This is a genomic window from Intestinibacillus massiliensis, assembly GCF_900155735.1.
Classification (GTDB): Bacteria; Bacillota; Clostridia; order Oscillospirales; family Butyricicoccaceae; genus Intestinibacillus; species Intestinibacillus massiliensis.
Genome location: NZ_LT707049.1, coordinates 78027 through 97893, shown reverse-complemented (window position 1 = coordinate 97893; position 19867 = coordinate 78027). Strand labels below are relative to the sequence as shown.

The following is a 19867-nucleotide window of genomic DNA, read 5'->3' as shown; positions in this document are numbered from 1 at the left end:
AATGCGGCTATTTATTGCAATAAACTTTGACGGCGCGACAAAAAGCGCGCTGCAGGAGGTACAGGGGCGCCTGCGGCAGGCGGCGGGGCAGGGGCGCTTTACGCGGCCGGAGCACCTGCACCTGACGCTTGCGTTCCTGGGGGAAACGCCGCCCGGCCGCCTGGGCGGCGTGCGCCGTGCGATGGATCGGGTACGGATACGGCCAATGCGCCTTGTGTTCGACCATACCGGCGTGTTCCGGCAGGACGGCGGCGACTTGTGGTGGGTCGGCCTACGGCGGGACCCGGCGCTGCTCGGCCTGCAGCGGGCGTTGTCCAAATCGCTGGCGCAGGAGGGCTTCCAGCTGCCACAGACGGGCTTCCTCCCGCACCTGACCCTGGCAAGGCAGGTGCCGCCGGGCGCAGTGGCGCAGGAGGGTTCCCTGCTGCCCGCGCCGGTCGTCGCGCCGGTGGACGGCTTCAGCTTGATGTTGTCCGAGCGGGTGCAGGGCGTATTGGCATATACCGAACTTTATATCCGCCGGTAACAGGCGAAAGGCGCTGCATCATGCAGCGCCTTTTTTATGGCTGGGGGGCTAAGCTTCGGGCGCGCCGGCCAGCAGCGGCTCAAGCTGCCGCCCCTGGAGGGCGGCTTCGATAGCATCCGGGATGCGCTCCATGTGCGCGACGACCGAACAGGGCTTGCCCTTGGGGTTATCCTGGCCCATCGGGACAAAGTAATAATGCTTGCGGTTCAGCAGCGTGCCGATGTTGGCGGCGCTGCCGGAAAGCGCGTCATTCGTCGAGACGGCCAGGAGGACTGGGCGCGCGCCCCGCAAATGGCTTTTGACCGCCATGGTGACGGTTGTGTCGATAATGCTGTGCGCCAGCTTGGCGAGGGTGTTGCCCGTGCAGGGCGCGACGACCAGCACGTCGAACATCGCCTTGGGGCCGATGGGTTCGGCGGCGACGATGCTGTCGATGATCTCGTGGCCGCAAACGCCGCGCAGCTTTTCGCGCCAGGAAGCCGCGGTGCCGAAACGGGTGTCCAGCGAACCGGCGTTTTCGGACAGGATCGGCGTCACGTCATAGCCGCCCTGTACCAGGTCGTCGACGACGCGGAGCACGCGCGCAAACGTACAGAAGGAACCGGTCAGGGCAAAACCGACGCGGATAGGTTGTTTCAAAGAATCCCCTCCTCTTGCAGGATGTTGTAGATGGTATCGCGGATGGCCATGGCGGAAGACATGGGCGCCACCTTGCCCGGCAGGGACAGCGCCCAAATTGCGCGGCGGCCAAGCTGCTGCGCGGCGGGGAAATCCACGCCGCCGGGCTTGGAAGCCAGGTCGATCACCAGGCATTCCTCCGGTATCTCCGCCAACTCCGCGAGGCCGAGCACCCGGCTCGGCACGGTATTAAAAATCACGTCGAACGGTGCGAGATGCCCGGCGAGCAGGCGCGTATCGAGCGTATGCAGGCCGGTCGCGGAAATCCAGGCAAAGTCCGCGTTGGAGCGCGCGGAGACCGTCACGTCCGCGCCCAGGCAGGCGAGCCGCTGCGAAAGCAGCTTGCCGATCCGGCCGTTGCCGATAACCAGCGCACGCGCACCGTGCAGCGTGACCAGCAATTCTTCCATCGCGATTTGTATGGCGCCTTCGGCGGTAGGGAGCGCCGGGGCGGAATGGCCACGGTTTCGCGCATGGGGGCGCAGGGCGGCGCATAGGATGGAAGCGGAAGGGGGGGGAGCAACGTGTACCCATTGACGGAAAAGCAGGCGGCGGCCCTCCGCCGCCGCCTGGAGGTGGGGATCTTGCGCGCGCTGCGCCGCGAAGGCCTGCTCGACGAGACGCGGCTCATACGTCTGCTCGAAGGCAGGTGCCCGCAGTGACTGGGGCGCTGCGCGTGGCGGCCTATTGCCGCGTTTCGACGGACAGCGGGGATCAGCAGAACTCGCTGAAAAACCAGGTGCAGTATTTCGAGTCCCGCATCGCGCAAAACCCCGGCTGGGAACTGGTGGGGATTTTCGCGGACGAAGGGATTACCGGCACGTCGACCCGCCGCCGCAAGCAGTTTAACGCCATGATCCAGCGGGCGGAGCAGGGCGGGATCGACCTGATATTGACCAAGGAGGTCTCCCGTTTCGCCCGCAACACGATGGACGCGCTGGCGTATACGCGGCGGCTCAAGGAAATCGGCGTGGGCGTGCTGTTCCTAAGCGACAACATCGACACGCGGGACAACGACGGCGAGTTCCGCCTCACCATCATGGCGAGCGTGGCGCAGGAGGAGAGCCGCAAGACCTCGCAGCGCGTCAGGTGGGGGCAGAAACGCTCAATGGAGCGCGGGGTCGTCTTTGGCAACGACAGCCTGTACGGCTACGAAACGCGGGGCGGCGCGCTGGCGGTGCGCGCCGACGAGGCCGCGACGGTGCGGTGGATTTACCACCAGTGTACCGACGAGGGCAAGGGCACGCATGTCATCGCGCGCGAATTGCAGGAGGCGGGCGTCCCCACGCCGCGGGGCGGCGCGCAGTGGTCGCCCGCGACGGTCCGCAGGATCCTGACGAATGAGAAATACTGCGGCGACCTGCTGCAAAAGAAGTACATCACGCCGGATTTCCTGAGCCATAAAAAGGTGCCGAACCGGGGGCAGGAGGAGCAGGTCTATCTGCCGGCGCACCATGAGGCCATCATCAGCCGGGAACGGTTTGCCCAGGTGCAGGCGGTGCTGGCGCGGCGCGCTGGGGCGACGGGGCGGTATTCGGGGCGCTACTGGTGCTCCGGGAAGGTGCGGTGCGGCCTGTGCGGCGGCGCTTTCGTACCGCGGCGTGCGGTGCGGTCGGATGGTATGCCCTACGTCCTCTGGTGCTGTGCCGCACGGCGGCGCGGGCAGGGCTGCGCCGCCCCGGCGGTCAACCAGAAGGTGCTGGCAGGCTGCGCCCGGTACGCCCTGGAACAGCTTGGGTTCGGCCGGCAAGGCCTAGTGGCCGCGCTCGCGGCGCGTCTCGCGGCGCCGGACGGGGAGGGGGATGCGGCCGGGAGACAGGCTGCCGGCCTGCTCCATGCGAAGCACGGCAAGGCGCTGGACGCTTTTTTGCGCGGGGACATCACCGCCGGCGAGCTGGCACAGGTGCGGGCGCGTTATGACGCGGCGCTTGCAATGCTGGGGGATGGGAAGCCCGCGCCGGCGCAGGACGCCGCGGAGTGGGGGCGCGCGGCCGAAAGGGCGCTTGCGCAGGCCGACGAGGTGCTTGCGGCGGCGGCCGAGCAGCTGACGGTGCAGCCCGGATGGCTGGAGGTTCAATTTTATGGCATTCCCGCGCGGTTTGCCCTGGAATACCGCACGAAGGGCAAGGGCAAGACGTACGGCGCGGAAATTCTGTCCTGCAAGGCGGTTCGGCTGGATGGGGGATAACGGAAAAGGGCGGCTTCCCATATGGGAAGCCGCCCTTTTTTGCGGTTTTTATGCATCGGTGAATACAGAGGCGATTGCGTGGTACAGCTTGCGGAAGATATTGAGGATGCGCTGGAATACGCCTTCGTCTGCCTGTTCCCGCGCCTGTTCCTGCAGCTTTTCCGTCTCGTCGACCGAGAGTTCCTCGGTGCGCAGGATGAATTGCAGGCTGGCGGGGGATGCGTTCTTGCTGGAAGTGAAGGACTGCAGGGCGAGCGAATTATCCATATTCAGCACGTTGGTGTCGCTCTCCAGGTCGTCCACCTCATTTTTGATCGCGCCATGGATGGAATCGGTCGCCGTCTGCAAGCTTTTATTGGTGCCGGACGAATCGAGCGCCTTCTGCATCATGTCGAGCAGGCCGTCGATGGATTGCGCCGTGTGGCCGTCCGCCTGCTCGCGGACGGAGCGCAGTGTATTTTGCAGGTCGGCCATCGTCTGGTTGGCCGAGGCGAGCGTTTCCTTGGTCGAGGTGAGCAGGTCGGCCGTTTTGGACAGGATGCTGTTCAGCACGGGGACGCTGTCGTCCAGGGCGCCTTGCAGCGCCGGCAGTTCGTCCAGCATGCCGTCGACCCGGTCGAGCGTCGTATTGGCCTGTTCGGTAAGCTTGGCGGCGCTGTCCGTCATGCTGGACATCGCGCCGGAGTGGTCGTCAAAAACGTCGAGGTAGCTGTCGGCGAGCGCGAGCAGGCTGTTGCCAGCACCGGCGAGGGTGTCGACCGCGGACAGCATATCCTGCGTTTTGCCGGTCAGGCCGGACAGCGCGCCGCTCTGCAGCAGCGCCTGGATTGCCGGGTCGGTCACTAGGCCTGAACCCGCCAACGCGCCAAGGCCGCTTTCCAGGCTCCCGAGGGAATCGGACAGGCCGCGGGACGCGCTGGACAGGTCTTTGAGCGCGTTTTGCAGGCGGCTCATGACAAAATCCATATCGCCGTCGCCGTAGGTCTTGTTATCGAGGCCGTTTAGCAGGTCGGTCACATCGCGCAGGCTCTTGGCTAGGTTTTTGAGCGCCTTGCGGTATGCTTCGATGTCCTGCTGCGAGTCCGTCACGATATCCAGGATGTTGTCCGTGCTGCTTTGCAGGCGGGTCAGGTTTTCCTGCGTCTGCGTCAATTCGGGCACCATGGAATCCATTTGGTCGACCAGCTTTTGCAGGGACGCAAGCGACTGGTCGGTATCCGGGTCGAGCGTGCCGCGCGACTCGATAAGCTGCCGGCGCACATCTTCCAGGCCGGCAATGCCGGCGGACATGGCGGACAGGCCGCCCTGCATGCTGCTTACCGTGTCGAGCAGGTCGGACAGGCCGGCGTACAGGTCGTCGCCCGCGTCGCCGACCTTATCCTTCATGTCGCGGAAATCGGAAATACGGTCGAGCTGCGACATCGTGGCGGGCGCCATCATCATGATCACGCCCGTGCTTTCAAATTTGCTCGAGCCGATGCGGATCGTATAGGTATTGTCCTCGCCGGGCAGGCCGAGGAAGACAACCATCTTATAGGAGCCAAGCGACTGGATCTGTGCGCCGGGCGCGTCAATGGAGCGCGTTTTGTCCATGTCGATGCCGGTCATGACCATCAGCGTCATATTATTGCGGTAGTATTCGTCCGCCTTGGGGTTCGGGATCGCGTGCACGGTGATTTCGACTAGGCCGTCCGCACCGGTGCATTGCTCCGCCTTGACCGGCGCGCCGTCCAGCTTATAGGAAACGTCGAAAGTCCAGGGCATCTGCAGCGCCGACGCGTCCGTCGGGATACACTCATAATAAAAGCGTTGCTTTTCCGTTCCGGGCAGGCTCCAGGACACGGCGCCGTCCTTCATTTCCGGCTTGTCGTGGGTGCTCATATTGTACACTTCGGAATAATCGCCGTAATCGGTAAAAGCGGTCTCGCCGTTGAGGCTTACGCCCTTTACGATGCGCATATCGTTCAGCGCGCCGTAGTAGTCCAGGTTGACGTAAACCGCTTCGTCCGTGGATACGGTCGGGGGCGCGGCCAGCGCGCCGCCCGCGAGCGGCAGGACGGTGACAGCCGTCAGCGCGCCCGCAAGCAATCTCCTTTTAACGGTCTTGTTCATCATCATGTTCCTCCTCGCGATGGTTTTCCGTGTCGGCCTTGCCCCGGCCGCGTAGGCGGCCGTACAGTTCGCGCAGGCGCGCGTTGCGGTTTTGCCGCATCTGGCGCTTGAGCGCCATGCGCTGCTGCTGCAGCGCGCTCAGGCGGGGCAGGATCAGTTTTTTGCTGTGGATGCGGTTCATGCGCTCGTGCTTCTTCTGGGCGTAATCCTTCTTGACAATAAAGCGGTCAAAAATCATCAGGCAGGCCGGCAACATGAAGAGTACGAGCAGCGTCGACAGGAAGGCGCCGCGCCCGATCAGCTCGCCCAGGCCGGCGACCGCATCGATCGAGGTCAGGAAGTACAGGCCGTAGCCGACCGTTGTCAGGATCAGCCCGGAGGTCATGATCGACAGCGCGCTTTGGGTCACGGCGCGGATGGCGGCCTCTTTTTTATCGCCCTGTGCGCGCGCGTCCAGGTAGTTGCCGGTCAGAAGGATCGAATAGTCGATCGTCGCGCCCAGCTGGACGCAGCTCACGATGATGAAGCCGAGGAACATCGACCGCGTACCCATGATATAAGGGATGGCGGTGTTGATAAACACAGCCGCCTCGATCGGGATGAGCACGACAAGCGGCAGGATCAGCGACTTGTATGTAATCGCAACGACAATAGCCACGCCGAGCAGCGAAAGGATGTTGACGAAGCGATAGTCCGTGGTGATGACCTGCTTGATATCCTGCGTCGAAGGCGTGACGCCGACAAGGTAGGTCTGCTGGTTGGGGTAATACCGGCCGATGACCGCGCGGATTTCGTCCGCATAGGCAAAGGAATCGGCGCTCTCGCCCGGGCTGCGCACATTGATGATGATGCGCGCCCAGTGCTCGGAGTGGAATTGCCCGGTCAGGCTGTGGGGCAGGATTTCCTCCGGGATGCCCTCCGGCAGCGTCGAGGCAAGCCCCTGCGCGTATTTTGCATAGGGCAGGGCGTCCAGCTCGTCGGTCAGCGCCTTTTCGGTCACGTCGTCGCCGACGGGGACGAGCGCCAGCATCATGTTGCTCTGGCCGAATTTGGCGTTCATCACCTGCTCATTGTCGTAAACCTCCGTGCCGGGGGTGTTGGCGATGGCTTCGTTGCCATAGGAAAAATCGCACATCCCTTGCGCGACGTAACACGGCACGACGAGCAGCAGCACGAGTACCAGCACGGGGACGCGTACCTTATAGCCGTATTCACCGAACTTGCGGAAGCTCGGCATAAAGCTGCGGTGCGCGGTTTTGTCGATGATTTTCTGGAACCGCAGGATAAGGGCGGGCATTAGGAGCAGCACGGTGACCAGGCTGAAGGCGATGCCCTTTGCGAGCACCAGCCCCATGTCGCGGCCGATGCCGAAGCGCATCAGCGCAAGGGCGAGGAAGCCGACGATGGTCGTCGCGCCGGATGCGCCGATGGAAGGGATCGCGGAACGCAGGGCGTTCGCCATGGCCTGCTCCGGCGGCACGCCGTTGGCCTTTTCCCGCGTGAAGGCGTGCAGCAGGAAAATAGAATAGTCCATCGAGCAGGCAAGCTGCAAAACCGCGCCGACCGCGTTCGACATGAAGGAAATCTCGCCGAACAGCAGGTTTGTGCCCATGCCCAGGATGATCGCGATGAACATGACCGTCAGGAACAGCACAGGTTCGAACCAGGAGGTCGTGGTCAGCGTCAGGATCAGGAAGATAAAGATGACCGCCAGCACCATGACGCGCGCGACCTCCCCGTTGATCGTGGGGCCGAGCATTGTGTCCGAAGCGGCGGAGCCGGCAATCATGCCTTTGCCGCCAAGGATCTCCTTAATCTCGTTTACGGCGCGGTGCGTCCGGGAGGAGGAGTCGCTTTCCAGGAACGTGACGTCCATATAGGCGCACCCGTCCTTGTAATAATCGTCTATTTTGGAATAGTCGATGAAGGAATCCGCGCCGTAAATGTTGGTCGTGGTGTCGCACCACATGACCATATCCACGCCGTCCACATCGGCGACCCGGTCCTTGAGCGCCTTGGCCTCGTACAGGCTCACATCTTGCATCATGATGCGCGCCATGCCGGGATACGTAAATTCCTGCTCCATGATATTGAGCGCCTTGGAGGAATCCGTACTCTCGGGCAGGTACTTGGTCAGGTCGTAGTTGACGCCGACAAAGGGGACGCTGAGCAGGCACAAGACGATCAGCAGGATAAAGGCCTTTTCGATCAGCTTGCGTTTATGGATAATGAGGTCGACCGGGCTATGCCCCTGTCCTTTCACAAAAACACCAACCTTTCTGGAAACGTACATTGCGTTTATTATCAATCCGTGGTATAGTATAAATCAGGATAGCAAAACACACAATAGTCAAATAACCGAACTTTGACGGCTAAACGACAGATCGTTTAAAAAATGTACGTTAATTTGAATTATGAATGAGGAGGTGCGGTATGGCACAGACGGAAGATCGTCGTATCCGGCGTACAAAACGGCTCTTGCGGCAAGCGCTGGCCGAACTGATGCAGGAAAAAGAATTTAAGGATATTACAGTTACCGACGTGGTGGACAGGGCGGATATCAACCGCGGCACGTTTTACGTCCATTACCGGGACGTCTATGACCTGCGCGAAAAAATTGAAAACGAAATGATTGAGGATTTCCGCTCCATGCTCGCGGGGTACCTGCCCAGCCCGGAGCACCAGTCCCTGCGGCCTGTGCTTGGGCAGGCGGTCGACTATGTGGAAGAAAACCGTGAAATGGTATGCTCCCTGCTGCGCGCCGCCGGTTCGGACGGCTTTAAAGATAAAATGCTGCGCATCATCGAGGAATGCCGCCTGTCGGTATCCCACGCGCCGCGCGAGAAGGAAATCTATGTGGCGCAGTTCATTGCCGCGGGCGTGATCGGCGTGCTCAGCAAGTGGCTGCTGCAGGAAGACCGCCTGCCCAAGGAAACGCTGATCGACATGATGGACGAGCTGCTCGGCAAGACCCTTNGCGCAGTTCATTGCCGCGGGCGTGATCGGCGTGCTCAGCAAGTGGCTGCTGCAGGAAGACCGCCTGCCCAAGGAAACGCTGATCGACATGATGGACGAGCTGCTCGGCAAGACCCTTCCCGCCGCGACGTAACACATGTAAAAACCCGCGCCATACGCGCGGGTTTTTGCAGCGGTTAACGGCGGGGCAGAAGATCGCTGCCTCGGCCATATGGACGGATCACGCGAAAGAAGCCCCGGCGGAAGGCCGGGGCTTCTTTCGGTATCCAGTTTATTTGCGCATCGCAAAATAGATGCATAAGGGGATGGAAAGGACAAAGGCAGCCAGTAGCATAAAAAGGCGGACAACCGGTGAAAACAGGTGCTGCGTGTGCATATAGGGCAGCTCTGCCGCGTCGCCGAGCGCGCGGACCGCGCCGTCCCCGTCCCGGCATAGCGGATAGTACAGGATGCCGCCCGCATTGGGCGCGTAGGCGTAAAGCGCGTCCTGCGTGGCTACGCATTCCGTGGCGGGGAACGTGTCCGACAGCGTGCGCAGCGTGTCCGTGGGGACGTCGAATACGGCAAGTTGCTTGCCGTCCCCCTCGTCAGCCAGGGACAGGAAGATTTCCCGCGCGCCCGTGGCATAGAAGCGGTCGGCGCGCACGTCCAGCGCGCGGGCGGCGCCGTCCGGCGATAAAACATATAGCGGCGCGCCCGCGGCGCTTCCAAGGCCGCTTGCGGGGGATACAAGCGCGAGCATGCAATTGCCGGACTGCGCCCATGCCACGATCACAGTTCCCGCCGGCAGGATGGAGACGCCGTCTACCTGGGCGTCCCAGCCGGCCGCGCCGCCCGCCGTAGGAACGGGGACAAAGGATACGGCGGACGTGCCCGGGAAGGCGGGCGCTTCCCCCGCCGTTTCATATTCGTACGGCCGGTCGCCCAGCGCCATGCCGTCCGTCAGCCGCACGTCGACAAGGCGGATGCCGTCGCCGTCCCGTTTGGGGTAGGCTTCAAGCGTTGCGGTATCGTCATGGACGCCGCAAAGCTGGATTGCGCGCACCGGGTAGGGGAGCGTTACGGTGTAAAGCGCGCGTCCCCCGCCGGTGGCCGGGTCGGCGGCGTAAAGCGTCGTGCCCGCCGTATAGTACAGCGTATCGCGCCGCACACAGAACATGGCGCCGGCGCCTNGGGGGCGAGGCGCACCGCGCGCCGCCGGCGGCGCGGCCTGGCGTTTTGCATCGCGCGCACCGTGCTTGCCTGAAAATCCGCGGGGATATGCAGGCTGTCCATGGCGGCTTTATAGTTCCCTTTCATTCGGACAGCACCCCCTTTAAAAGCGTCCGCCCGCGCGCGAGCAGCGTGCCAACGGTGGCCGGTTTTTTGCCCAGCAGCGCGGCGATTTCCCGGATGGAGCAATCTTCGTAATAATACAGGTGGATGGCCGCACGGTATTTTTCGGGCAGGGCGAGCACGGCGGACAGTACGGCGTCCTGTTCCGGGGGCAGATACCCAAGGTCGTCCGGGAGCGGTACCGTCTTGCGGAACCAGGCCGACCGCAGCAGGTTTTTGCAGCGGTTGATGGTCGCGCGGATGAGCCAGGCGCGGCGGTGCCCCTCGTCTGCAAAGGCGGGGGCGCGCGTCAGCAGGCTGACAAAAACATCCTGCACGGCGTCCTGCGCGTCCGCCATATTGCGGGTATAGGTAAAGGCCAGCCGCAGCAGGTTTTCGCCGTAACGGGCGACGGCCATCTCCATTTGCGCCGTATCCAAGGCACACACCCCCTCTCTTATAAAATATACAAACCAGATGGCCGGAATTTTTCATGCGGCTTGATCTTTTTTCAGGATACCATTTGCACGCGCGGGGCACAACGTAAAAATGACATAGCCTTCTCCGGGCCTGTGTGGTATAATAAAACAGTATCAGCAAATAGGGGGACGTGGGAAGTGGACAAGCGAGTGATCGTCGTCAATGGGCGCGGCGGGGTCGGGAAGGACACCGTGTGCGCGCTGGCGGGGCAATTTTATAAGGTGCGGAATATCTCTTCCATTACGCCGATCGTGGAGATCGCCCGGTTCGCGGGCTGGGACGGGGAAAAGACCCCGGCGGCGCGCCGCCTGCTTTCCCGCCTGAAAGAGGTATTTACCGAATATAACGACCTGTCTTTTTCCTACTGCATGCGGCAGTATATCGAGTTCCTCGAAGGGGACGAGCAGGTGCTGTTCGTGCACATCCGCGAGCCCGAGGAAATCGAGCGCTTCCGCAAGGCGGTGGGCGGGTGCTGCCACACGCTGTTGGTGCGCCGCCGCATCGTCGAAGCCGAGGGCGCGCTCGGCAACCGGTCGGACGATTCCGTCCTCGACTACCGCTACGATTACTATTTTGACAACGACGGGCCGCTGGAACAGCTTGCGGAAAACGTGCACGCGTTTTTTGAGGTGGTGCTCGACCGGGAGTTTGCGGACGATACCGTAACGTGGTATTTTCGCTAATGCCGCAGGGACGGCATTTTTGATCGCGAGTTCCTCACGCGTTAAGTAATCCCGAAGCTCCACATGGCAGACTGCCGCGCGTTCGCGGACGGACGGCTGTACGGAACCGCCAAGCGCCAGTTTGCCGGATGGGATGCAGTCGAAAATGGTTTCGATCCGGTGCGGCGCGTTGGATAACGGCGCGTTCAGGTGCTTTTCATCCTGCAGCACCGGCATCGGCAGGATGACTGCCTCGGCCTCTGCAAAATCCGTTTTGGGATCGTGGATGACATGGATTTTCGGATCCATCGCCTGCCGTTCCAGCGCATAGACCGAGACTTCGTGCCCGTCGGCGCGCAGGAGGCGCGCCAGGTAAGCCTGCCGCAGGTCGCCGCCGACGACTGCGAGGGCTGCCGCTTTTTTCATAGACAAAACTCCTCCCCTCTGCAACATGCTATGCCGCCGCGCCGTGATGGGTGCGGCTGTTCTTTTTTGCGCGGAAATGCGCGTAAGCGGTGGAAATGGGGCATGCATTGTGTTATACTAGGAGCATTAAGTTATTTGGGGGGTAAAAAGATTGGATAACCGGAAAATTATCCAGGTAGAGGACAAGGTACCCGCAAAGCTGCTGGTGCCGCTGTCAATCCAGCATATGTTTGCGATGTTTGGCGCGTCCGTCCTGGTGCCGTTCCTTTTCGGCATCAACCCGGCGATCGTCCTGTTCATGAACGGCGTGGGCACGCTGCTTTTCATCGCGATCACCAAGGGGAAGGCGCCGGCGTACCTCGGCTCGAGCTTTGCGTTCCTGGCGCCTGCCAGCATCGTCATCGCCAAATGGGGCTATAGCTACGCGCTCGGCGGGTTCGTGGCGGTCGGCGCGGTCGGCTGTATCCTGTCGGTCGTCATTTGGAAGTTCGGCACGAAGTGGATCAACGTGGTGCTGCCGCCTGCGGCCATGGGGCCGGTCGTCGCGCTGATCGGCTTGGAGCTTGCGGGCAGCGCGGCTTCCACCGGCCTTGTCGTGCCGACGGCGGACGTGCCGGAGGTACAGGTTGCGAATGTCATCGTATTCTGCGTCACGCTGGGCGTTGCGGTATTCGGGAACGTGCTGTTCCGCAAGTTCCTGTCGGTCATCCCGATCCTGATTGCGATCATCTGCGGCTATTTTACCGCGTGGCTGACGGGCGTCGTCACGGGCGAGCAGCTTTGGGCGGCCGTCCATGCGCCGCTGTTCTCCATGCCGAACTTCTCCGCGCCGAAATTCAACCTGGAAGCGGTGCTCATCATCCTGCCGGTCATCCTGGTAATCGCGTCCGAGCACATCGGGCACCAGCTCGTCACAGGCAAGATCATCGGCCGCGACCTGTTGAAGGACCCCGGCCTGCACCGTTCCCTGTTTGCGGACAACTTCTCGACCATGCTGTCCGGCTGCATCGGCTCCGTGCCGACCACGACGTACGGCGAAAACATCGGCGTCATGGCGATGACCAAGGTGTATTCCGTCCGCGTGATCGCGGGCGCGGCGGTGCTGTCGATCATCTGCTCGTTCGTAGGCCCGCTGGCGGCGCTCATCCAGACCATCCCGGGGCCGGTCATTGGCGGCATCTCCTTCCTGCTGTACGGCATGATCGGCACTTCCGGTATCCGCATCCTGGTGGACAACCACGTCGATTACGGGCGCAACCGCAACCTGACGCTGACCTCGGTGGTGTTCGTCGTCGGCCTGTCCGGGATTGCGCTGAATTTTGGGAACGTGGAACTCAAGGGCATGGTGCTGGCCTGCATCGTCGGCATGGTGCTCAGCCTGCTGTTCTATGTATTTGACAAACTGCACTGGTCGAACGACCTCGAAGAAAACGGCTGATCCAAGGGCGCCCGGTTGGGCGCCCTTTCCCAGTTCTTACGGATTCCTTTCGATTGTATGCAACCCATGGATTTCCAGCCGGGCAGGTGGTATCATTAGGATAGTATTATTAGGAAAGAAGGTTTTTGCATGCACCAATTGATTGCGGGGCTGCTTGCAGCGCTGCTGGCCGCGACCCCAATCGGCACGGTGGGCGGCGGCCTGCCGGAGCCGGAACGCATTACCGTCACCGGGGAACTGGCCAAGCTGCCGGAGAAAAACTGGAACGGGCTGACGGGCGCGCAGATGCTCGAGGATTTTGATTACCTGTATCAGGCGCTGGACGAAAACTATCCCTATTTTGAGGTCGGCAAACGCATGAGCGGCGGCGCCGGGCTGCGGGATACCTACGCCGCAAAGCGGGAGGAATTGAAGGACTGCGGCTCGGATATGGATTTTTTCCTGCTGCTGGACGACTGGCTGCGGACGGACGGCGCGTCGGCCGGGCACCTCGGCGTGCTGATGCCGGGCACGCCGGAGGCGTTTGGCGAGGTGTACCACGAGCTTTCGCCCGGTTCCCCGTATGATGAAGCCTATAACAGCGATAAGGTCAAAAAAAGCTATGGGGGCTTCGGCAAGCTGTTCAACCCGGTATGGGACCGGGTAATGGCGTATTATGGGCAAGATACCACGGAAGAAGCCGGGCAGGTGCCCAATGTGGAAACCAAGATCCTCGAGCCGGGCAAGATCGCATATGTCAATATCCGCTCGTTCGATATGATGTGCTATGACGACGACGAGAAAACGCTCAAGGGGTTTTATAAACAGGTTGCCGATTATGACCACCTGATTATCGACATTTCGGAGAACGGCGGGGGCGGCATGTCCTATTTTGACAACCTGATCATGGAGCCGAATATCGACGAGCCTAAGACGTTCTACTTCTACGATTTGTTTAAAAACGGCCCGATGATCCAGAAGTTTGTGGGGACGGACAAGATGGTGCGCGAGGGCTGGTGCGAAAAGGCGGACAACTTCCCGCAGTTTGAGACGTTTAACCGCAAGGATCTTGGGGACGTCGATTATTTCATCAAGCAGGAGATGACCGAAAGCCCGTCTGCGGGGCAGGAAAAGATGTTTAAGGGCAGGATTTGGCTGCTCGTCAGCGGCAGGGTCTATTCCTCGTCGGAATGGGCGGCCATGGTGTCCAAGGCGACCGGGTTCGCCACGTTGGTCGGTACGCAGACCGGCGGCGACGGCATCGGCACCGACCCGATCCCCGTCGTGCTGCCGAACAGCGGGCTGATCGTCCGCTTCAGCCCGATTTACGGGGTGACGCAGGAGGGGTTGGGCAGCGAGGAGTACGGCACGACGCCGGACATCGTCTCGCCCGAAGGCGAAACGCCGCTCGAAACCTGCCTGCGCGCGATCCGCGAAGGCAAATAACCCTGGATGGAAAAAACAACCCGCCTACGGCACTTGCAGCCGCAGGCGGGTTTTGCTATTTTATAAGTGGCGCCTAGGCACGCGCCAGCCCCAGGAAACGCAGGATGCTGGTGAGTACCGCAGGGGGGAGCGGCTGTTGCCGCAGGACGGAAAAACGTTCGGGATGTTGCGGCCCATGGGAAGCGAAATACCGCTCGAGTGCCTCGACGCGGTCGTGCCGCCAGGGCATCATCTGGTAAAGGACGTACCAGTCCTCCAGCGCGGTGCAGGGGACGAATACCCCGCCTACCGGCAGCATCGAGACGATCGCGGACCGGTCGAACTGATAGCGGTATAGGAACCCCTTAAAATGGAGCATAAGGCCGCTCATGACGTCGAACTCGACGCCGTCAATGATATATTCGCTGAAAAAACGGGTTGCGTAAAACGGGGAAGGGACACGCGGGCGTTTTTCACCCAGGGGGGAGAGCACCTGATCCAGCTTTTCAAAGTCCTCCGGAACGACTACCAGCTCGATAGATTCCACATTGTCCGTAACACCGTTGCAGTGTAAGAGCATCGAGCCGCCCAAAGCCCAGATGATTTGCTGTTCGCTGAGCAGTGCGGCAACTTTTGCGAGCACGTTTTCCTTTTGGTTATGCATGTTCCAGATCACCTCCGTCGATCCTTAACTTTAGTATAGCACATTGTATGAGGTAGGCAAGGGAATTAAAAAAATTAACAATTGGGGTGTTTCTGCTGCTGGTGTAATTGTGAGGGATTAACAAAAAACCACGTGCGATTTAAAAGATATGACAGGATGGAAAAGGGATGCAGCAGTTGTAGCAATTTTGCACAGCCGCGCGTCAAAGGGATGACGGCGAAAGGGGAGTGGTTTATTATGAGCGGTCAAACGGCGGCATGGGAAGAGGGCAGGACGGAAGCGGACCTGGCGTCCTGGCTGGAGCAATATGGCGACCGGCTCCTGCGCATGTGCACGTTATATTTGAAGGATCCCTATCTGGCGGAAGACGCGGTACAGGACGCGCTGCTGCGCGCGTACCGTGCATGGCCGTCCTTCCGAGGGGACAGCACCGAACTGACCTGGCTGACCGGTATCGCCATCAACGTATGCAGGAGTTACCTGCGCAGCCCGTGGAAGCGCCGCCGCGTGGCCGCGGAGGCGATGGACGGGTTGCCTGCTGGCGGCGAACTGCGCCTTCCGGACGATACCCTGCCGCGTGCGATCATGGCGTTGCCGCGCAAGTACCGGGAGGTCGTCCTCCTGCACTATTACCAGGAGTTAAAGGCGCGCGAAATCGCGGCGCTGCTCGGGCTGTCGGTCTCGGGGGTGACGGTGCGCCTGGCACGCGCGCGGGCGCAGCTCAAGGATGCGCTGAAAGGATGGTATTACGATGAAGATGAGGAGTGAACTGGATCGGGCGATGCAAGATATTGTACTGACGGAGGCGCGCCGGCAGGCAATCCTGCATGGGGCGGCTAAAAAGCGGCCGCGATTTACACGGGGCGCCCGCATTGCCGCGGCTGCGGTGTGCGTAATGCTCACAGCGTCGATGCTCGTCATGGCGAGCACGGGCCTGCGCGCGGCGCTGATGCAGGCGCTCGGCGGGCTTGCGCCGCAAAGCCAGGCGATCAGCGGCGTTTCCACACAGGCGGAAGGGATCGAGGTCCGCGTGGTTTCCGCGCTGGCGGATAGCAGCCTAACCCGGGTCTACTGTGAGGTGCAGGACAAGGCGGGCGACCGCCTGGGCGGCGAGATGCGGATATGGGGCTGGGTTGAAGGCCTGCCGAATGACAGCGGCATCAGTAGCGGAGGGGCGAAGGTCATCAGTTACGACGGCGACACGCGCACCGCGCTGGTGGAGTTAACCGCCGACGGCAACCATTTGACGGGCGACACCCCGGCGACGGTCAGCTTTTCCAGCTTCCAGGCCATACAGGATATCGACGGCTTGCCGCTGCCGGACGGCGTGCTGACGGCGGAAACGCGCAAGACCATCACCCTGGCGGACGGCGGCAAAGTGCTCGCCCCGGAGCAGACGCCGCATGCGTTTGTAGGCACCGGCCTCGTGCGGCTGTCCTCCATCGGGTTTGCCGAGGACGGCAGGCTGCACGTGCAGGTCGCCTTCGCAGGCAGCGCGGGCAATGACCAGAGCTACATGATCACCACCGTGCGCAGCCGTTCGGGAAAGGATTTTGAAACGTACAATCAGGATTTGACGGACGCGTCCTTTGTGCAGGATGGGACGCACTACTATGACATCGCCTTTAGCGCCGGGGTGCAGGATGTAGGCGACCTTGTGCTCGACCCGCTGTACGGCACGCTCTTTACAAAGCCGGAGGTCAAGGGGGAATGGGATCTCGATGTGACCATCCAGATTCCGGAACAGATCACCTATGCCACCCATACGCAGGTCGGCGGCGCGGTCGTGTCGCAAGTCCGGGTGTCGCCGATATCGGTGTTTGTGATGTCGGACAACGACGCGTCGATCCTGTTCGGCAACCGCCCGGCTTACGCAATGCTGCGCGACGGGACAAAGCTCATCCTGACGAAAAACGTCGTGAACGCTTCCTATTCCTCGGGCGAGCTCAACGGCGACACGGTCGGGCACTCGTACGACCAGTGGGTGTTTGACGAGCCGATTGATCCGGCGGATCTGGTATCCATCAATTTGGACGGCGTGACCGTCCCGCTGCAATAAAAAGCCGCCAAAGCCCGGACGCATGGAAATGCGCCCGGGCTTTCCATCTCCTATCCCCTGTATTTTTGTATCGGGATGTGCTATACTGGGGAATAGGCAGGGTTTGGCCGATGTGGAGGGAACGATATGGACGAAATAGGGGTTACGGCTGCTCCGGAGCCGGGCATTAAAATAATTACGGAAAAACAGTGTTTTTCGCGGATCGGTATGGCCTACTTTGTAATGACGGCCATCACCATCGGCTTGCAGCTTGTCGGCGGGGTTGTGCTGGTTTTGGCCGCGCCGGAAGCGGGCGTGGGAAGCTGGCAATTTTGGGCGGCTTCGTTTATCCCGATGTACTGCGTCGCGGTGCCGGTCTGCATCGCCATGATGCGGCGGGTGCCAAGCCGTGCGCCGGAAACGCACCGCCTGGGTTTCGGCCGTTTTTGGGTTTGCCTGCTGATGTGTATCGGTATCATGTATACGGGCAACCTGATCGGCGTATGCCTGATGAACCTGGTCGGGGCGCTGCGCGGCGCGCCGGTGGACAGCAGCCTTGACCTCATGCTGGAGAACTCCAGCCTATTCATGAATTTCCTGGTGACGGTGCTGCTTGCGCCGGCCATCGAGGAGCTGCTGTTCCGCAAGCTGCTGATCGACCGTACCCGCCAGTTTGGCGAAGGGCTTGCGGTGGTGCTGTCGGGCGTGCTGTTCGGCCTGTTCCACGGCAACTTCTATCAGTTCTTTTATGCCTGCGGGCTGGGCATCCTGCTGGCGTACCTCTATGTGCGGACAGGCCGCCTGCGCTACCCGGTCGCTCTGCATATGATCATCAATTTTATGGGCGCGGTCATCGCCCCGCTGGTGCTGCGGGTGACCGAACGGCTCGACCTCGAGGATCCGGCCGCCGTTTTGCAGGTGCTGCCGCAGATGCTGTGGGTTTCGCTCTATGGGTTTGCGATTCTGGGCAGCGCGGTCGCGGGCGTCGTGCTCGTCATTGTCAACATCAAAAAATTCCGGGTGGAGGCAGGGGAATGCCCGCTGCCGCGCGGCCGCCGGTTCGGCACCGTTTTTGGCAACGTGGGGATGATTCTGTTCCTCGTATCCATCGTCTGCATGTTTGTATTCAATTTTATCTAGGCAAACACATAAGAAAGCCGCTGCATACCCCGGTATGCAGCGGCTTTTTTTATATCTGGTCGATTGCAAGGACAAAGTCGGCGAGCTGTTCGGTCGCGTTGGGGTGGCTGATCGCGCGCATGGTTTCGCGCACGGTCTGCAGCCGGACAGGGTTGGTAAACAGGTGGTAGACCGCCTCGTCGATCGGGAAGGTCTTGGTCACAAGGGAGGCAATGCCGTTGTTGACGAGGAATTCGACGTTGCGCTCCTCGTGCCCCGGGATGGGGTCGACCAGGATCATGGGCAGGTTCTTGGCGAGCGCCTCGGACACGGTCAGGCCGCCGGGCTTGGTAATGATGCAGTCCGCCGCGCTCATCATCACCTCGACATTGTTGACGAACCCATAAGGGTGCAGCGTGCAGGGGCCGTTAATCGAGGCTTCCATGGCCAACAGCTGCTGGTACTGCTTTTTGTTGTTGCCGCAGACCGCGAGCAGCTGGAACGGCAGGCCGACCGACTGGAGCTGGGAAATCAGGCGCTTATTGTTGGAATACCCCATGCTGCCGCCCATCATCAGGACGGTGGGGCGATTTGGATCGATGCCGAGCTTGGCGCAGGCGTCCTCCCGGCTGATCACGGTGTTGAATTTGGGATGGATCGGGATGCCGAAGGGCAGCAGGCGGTGTGCGGCGATGCCGCGTTTTACGGCGCGGTGGTTGAGCAGCTCGCTTGCCGTGACGATATACTCGATATACGGGACGTCCTCCCAGTAAGGGTGCATCGTGTAATCGGTCACGATACCGACGGCGGGGGCTGTCACCATCTGGTGTTTTTTCATCTCGTTGATGAGCTGGGCGGCAAAAACATGGGTGCAGATAATCGCGTCCGGCGCAAAATCCGAAATAACGCGTTCAAACTTGGTCGTTCCCAGCGCATTGACGATATTGATAATATTGAGCTTCGGGATGCTGAAATAGCTCTGCCCATGGTTTTCCGCCAACGCGTAGCAAAGCCGGTAGAGTTCCGGCGTGTGCTTGGAGGAAAACAGGTAGCCCTTATCAATCGTGTGCTGCACGGCGCGGTTGATATATTTGTAGATATCCATCGTGAGCGGTTCCGCGCCCTTGGCAAGCAGCATATCGCTCACGGCGCGTGCGGTGGCGTGGTGCCCAAACCCGGCTGTAACGGATAGAATCAGAACTTTCATACAAAAAATCCCCCTATAGAAGGATATTGTAACGTATATGGTGAAAAAAAGCAAGCGCCCGGCGGAGCAGGCGCTTGGAAAGGGGTCATTGCTTCAGCGTATTGTTATATTCGGTAATCACGCGGTCTTCCAACAGGTCGCGCAGCTCACTGCCGATCGGGTGCACGATATCGCGGTATTTGCCGTCCGGCATACGCCGGGAGGGCATGGCGAGGAAAAGGCGGTCGTGGCCGTCGATCAGCTTGATATCGTGGACGGCGAATACGCCGTCAAAGGTGACGGAAACGAGCGCTTTCAGCTTTCCTTCGTCCTGTAAATGGCGGAATTTTACGTCTGTGATCTGCATACTTCATGACTCCTTTGAAAAATGTCGTTTTTGTTCCTGCTTCGTTGGTAGTTACGGCGGCACGGCCTTTGCACGCGCTGCAGGGGATGCTGTTCGGCCGATAGCCTTATCTTGCCCAGATCTTGCAGCGCTAAACATCATTTGCACAAACGGAGAAAATTTGGGGCGTTTCCCGGACGGCGGCATAATCCCGATAGGCGGCACATAAGGATAAAATAGGCGTACCATGTGTAATTACCGGGAAATTTGTCCAAGCTTATCATAAAGGGGAAAACAGGACACACAGGAC

General features: G+C 60.8%; 19 protein-coding genes and 1 pseudogene. 10 read left to right on the top strand and 10 right to left on the bottom strand.

The features are described from left to right. The first annotated feature begins 1 nt into the window (after position 1). The gene (gene thpR / locus CZ203_RS01855; protein WP_087064382.1) at positions 2-526 is read left to right on the top strand and encodes an RNA 2',3'-cyclic phosphodiesterase; all 525 of its coding nucleotides are present in this window, start codon (positions 2-4) and stop codon (positions 524-526) included. 48 nt (positions 527-574) lie between these two features. Here thpR and CZ203_RS01850 read toward each other — a convergent pair whose 3' ends face one another. Then, positions 575-1165 (bottom strand): dipicolinate synthase subunit B, encoded by a 591-nt coding sequence (locus CZ203_RS01850; protein WP_235847439.1) that lies wholly within the window; start codon positions 1163-1165, stop codon positions 575-577. Then, the gene (locus CZ203_RS15050; protein ID WP_227104597.1) at positions 1162-1614 is read right to left on the bottom strand and encodes a dipicolinate synthase; all 453 of its coding nucleotides are present in this window, start codon (positions 1612-1614) and stop codon (positions 1162-1164) included. Before CZ203_RS15050 ends, CZ203_RS01850 begins: the two co-directional genes overlap by 4 nt. Positions 1615-1728: 114 nt before the next feature. Here CZ203_RS15050 and CZ203_RS14435 point away from each other — a divergent pair, with 114 nt between their 5' ends. Both CZ203_RS14435 and CZ203_RS01845 read left to right on the top strand, forming a co-directional pair. Then, positions 1729-1866, top strand: a complete 138-nt coding sequence (locus tag CZ203_RS14435) for a hypothetical protein (RefSeq protein WP_159456315.1) — start codon at positions 1729-1731, stop codon at positions 1864-1866. Continuing rightward, a complete protein-coding gene (locus CZ203_RS01845) occupies positions 1863-3392 on the top strand; it encodes a recombinase family protein (RefSeq protein WP_143436077.1) in 1530 nt (509 codons plus the stop codon). The genes CZ203_RS14435 and CZ203_RS01845 overlap by 4 nt, the downstream gene beginning before the upstream one ends. A gap of 48 nt (positions 3393-3440) precedes the next feature. Here the strand turns inward: CZ203_RS01845 and CZ203_RS01840 are convergent, their stop codons facing one another. Beyond that, entirely contained in the window at positions 3441-5507 is a 2067-nt protein-coding gene (locus CZ203_RS01840; RefSeq protein WP_143436075.1) for a hypothetical protein, read from the bottom strand. Continuing rightward, entirely contained in the window at positions 5488-7767 is a 2280-nt protein-coding gene (locus CZ203_RS01835; protein ID WP_235847438.1) for an efflux RND transporter permease subunit, read from the bottom strand. Before CZ203_RS01835 ends, CZ203_RS01840 begins: the two co-directional genes overlap by 20 nt. Positions 7768-7922: 155 nt before the next feature. On the opposite strand from CZ203_RS01835, the gene CZ203_RS01830 reads away from it, so the two are divergent. After that, positions 7923-8660 carry a TetR/AcrR family transcriptional regulator gene (locus CZ203_RS01830; RefSeq protein ID WP_087064377.1) on the top strand — a complete coding sequence of 246 codons (738 nt, stop codon included), beginning with the start codon at positions 7923-7925 and terminating at the stop codon, positions 8658-8660. Between the two features lie 91 nt (positions 8661-8751). On the opposite strand, the gene CZ203_RS01825 is transcribed toward CZ203_RS01830, so the two are convergent. Beyond that, a complete protein-coding gene (locus tag CZ203_RS01825) occupies positions 8752-9639 on the bottom strand; it encodes a hypothetical protein (protein WP_087064376.1) in 888 nt (295 codons plus the stop codon). A gap of 136 nt (positions 9640-9775) precedes the next feature. Further along, positions 9776-10234 (bottom strand): sigma-70 family RNA polymerase sigma factor, encoded by a 459-nt coding sequence (locus CZ203_RS01820; protein WP_235847437.1) that lies wholly within the window; start codon positions 10232-10234, stop codon positions 9776-9778. Positions 10235-10411: 177 nt separating this feature from the next. Between CZ203_RS01820 and CZ203_RS01815 the strand changes: the two genes are divergently transcribed. Then, positions 10412-10957: a hypothetical protein gene (locus tag CZ203_RS01815; protein WP_087064375.1), complete on the top strand. Its 546-nt coding sequence runs from the start codon at positions 10412-10414 to the stop codon at positions 10955-10957. Positions 10958-11011: 54 nt separating this feature from the next. Here CZ203_RS01815 and CZ203_RS15425 read toward each other — a convergent pair. Then, positions 11012-11362 (bottom strand): annotated as a pseudogene (locus CZ203_RS15425) (dipicolinate synthase subunit A N-terminal domain-containing protein); the annotation flags it as partial. A gap of 151 nt (positions 11363-11513) precedes the next feature. On the opposite strand from CZ203_RS15425, the gene uraA reads away from it, so the two are divergent. Next, the gene (gene uraA, locus CZ203_RS01805; RefSeq protein WP_087064374.1) at positions 11514-12800 is read left to right on the top strand and encodes a uracil permease; all 1287 of its coding nucleotides are present in this window, start codon (positions 11514-11516) and stop codon (positions 12798-12800) included. 129 nt (positions 12801-12929) lie between these two features. Continuing rightward, on the top strand, positions 12930-14225 hold the full coding sequence (locus CZ203_RS01800; RefSeq protein WP_087064373.1) for a S41 family peptidase: 1296 nt from the start codon (positions 12930-12932) through the stop codon (positions 14223-14225). A gap of 73 nt (positions 14226-14298) precedes the next feature. Here the strand turns inward: CZ203_RS01800 and CZ203_RS01795 are convergent, their stop codons facing one another. Further along, positions 14299-14868, bottom strand: coding sequence for a nucleotidyltransferase family protein (locus tag CZ203_RS01795; RefSeq protein WP_087064372.1), 570 nt, complete (start codon positions 14866-14868; stop codon positions 14299-14301). Positions 14869-15105: 237 nt separating this feature from the next. On the opposite strand from CZ203_RS01795, the gene CZ203_RS01790 reads away from it, so the two are divergent. From CZ203_RS01790 to CZ203_RS01780, 3 genes are all read left to right on the top strand, one after another. Further along, entirely contained in the window at positions 15106-15636 is a 531-nt protein-coding gene (locus CZ203_RS01790; RefSeq protein ID WP_087064371.1) for an RNA polymerase sigma factor, read from the top strand. Continuing rightward, the gene (locus CZ203_RS01785; RefSeq protein ID WP_143436073.1) at positions 15620-16927 is read left to right on the top strand and encodes a hypothetical protein; all 1308 of its coding nucleotides are present in this window, start codon (positions 15620-15622) and stop codon (positions 16925-16927) included. Before CZ203_RS01790 ends, CZ203_RS01785 begins: the two co-directional genes overlap by 17 nt. 126 nt (positions 16928-17053) lie before the next feature. Next, entirely contained in the window at positions 17054-18046 is a 993-nt protein-coding gene (locus tag CZ203_RS01780) for a CPBP family intramembrane glutamic endopeptidase (protein ID WP_087064369.1), read from the top strand. A gap of 49 nt (positions 18047-18095) precedes the next feature. Here the strand turns inward: CZ203_RS01780 and CZ203_RS01775 are convergent, their stop codons facing one another. Together CZ203_RS01775 and spoVG are read right to left on the bottom strand one after the other, a co-directional pair. Beyond that, positions 18096-19232, bottom strand: coding sequence for an MGDG synthase family glycosyltransferase (locus CZ203_RS01775; RefSeq protein ID WP_087064368.1), 1137 nt, complete (start codon positions 19230-19232; stop codon positions 18096-18098). A gap of 85 nt (positions 19233-19317) precedes the next feature. Further along, the gene (gene spoVG, locus CZ203_RS01770; RefSeq protein WP_087064367.1) at positions 19318-19578 is read right to left on the bottom strand and encodes a septation regulator SpoVG; all 261 of its coding nucleotides are present in this window, start codon (positions 19576-19578) and stop codon (positions 19318-19320) included. Positions 19579-19867: the final 289 nt, after the last annotated feature.

Excerpts from the sequence above, each read along its gene's own strand:
- thpR (WP_087064382.1), top strand. The coding sequence starts at position 2 with ATGCGGCTATTTATTGCAATAAACTTTGACGGCGCGACAAAAAGCGCG.
- CZ203_RS15050 (WP_227104597.1), bottom strand. The coding sequence starts at position 1,614 with ATGGAAGAATTGCTGGTCACGCTGCACGGTGCGCGTGCGCTGGTTATC.
- CZ203_RS01840 (WP_143436075.1), bottom strand. The coding sequence starts at position 5,507 with ATGATGAACAAGACCGTTAAAAGGAGATTGCTTGCGGGCGCGCTGACG.
- CZ203_RS01825 (WP_087064376.1), bottom strand. The coding sequence starts at position 9,639 with ATGTTCTGTGTGCGGCGCGATACGCTGTACTATACGGCGGGCACGACG.
- CZ203_RS01800 (WP_087064373.1), top strand. The coding sequence starts at position 12,930 with ATGCACCAATTGATTGCGGGGCTGCTTGCAGCGCTGCTGGCCGCGACC.
- CZ203_RS01795 (WP_087064372.1), bottom strand. The coding sequence starts at position 14,868 with ATGCATAACCAAAAGGAAAACGTGCTCGCAAAAGTTGCCGCACTGCTC.
- CZ203_RS01790 (WP_087064371.1), top strand. The coding sequence starts at position 15,106 with ATGAGCGGTCAAACGGCGGCATGGGAAGAGGGCAGGACGGAAGCGGAC.
- CZ203_RS01785 (WP_143436073.1), top strand. The coding sequence starts at position 15,620 with ATGAAGATGAGGAGTGAACTGGATCGGGCGATGCAAGATATTGTACTG.
- CZ203_RS01780 (WP_087064369.1), top strand. The coding sequence starts at position 17,054 with ATGGACGAAATAGGGGTTACGGCTGCTCCGGAGCCGGGCATTAAAATA.
- CZ203_RS01775 (WP_087064368.1), bottom strand. The coding sequence starts at position 19,232 with ATGAAAGTTCTGATTCTATCCGTTACAGCCGGGTTTGGGCACCACGCC.
- spoVG (WP_087064367.1), bottom strand. The coding sequence starts at position 19,578 with ATGCAGATCACAGACGTAAAATTCCGCCATTTACAGGACGAAGGAAAG.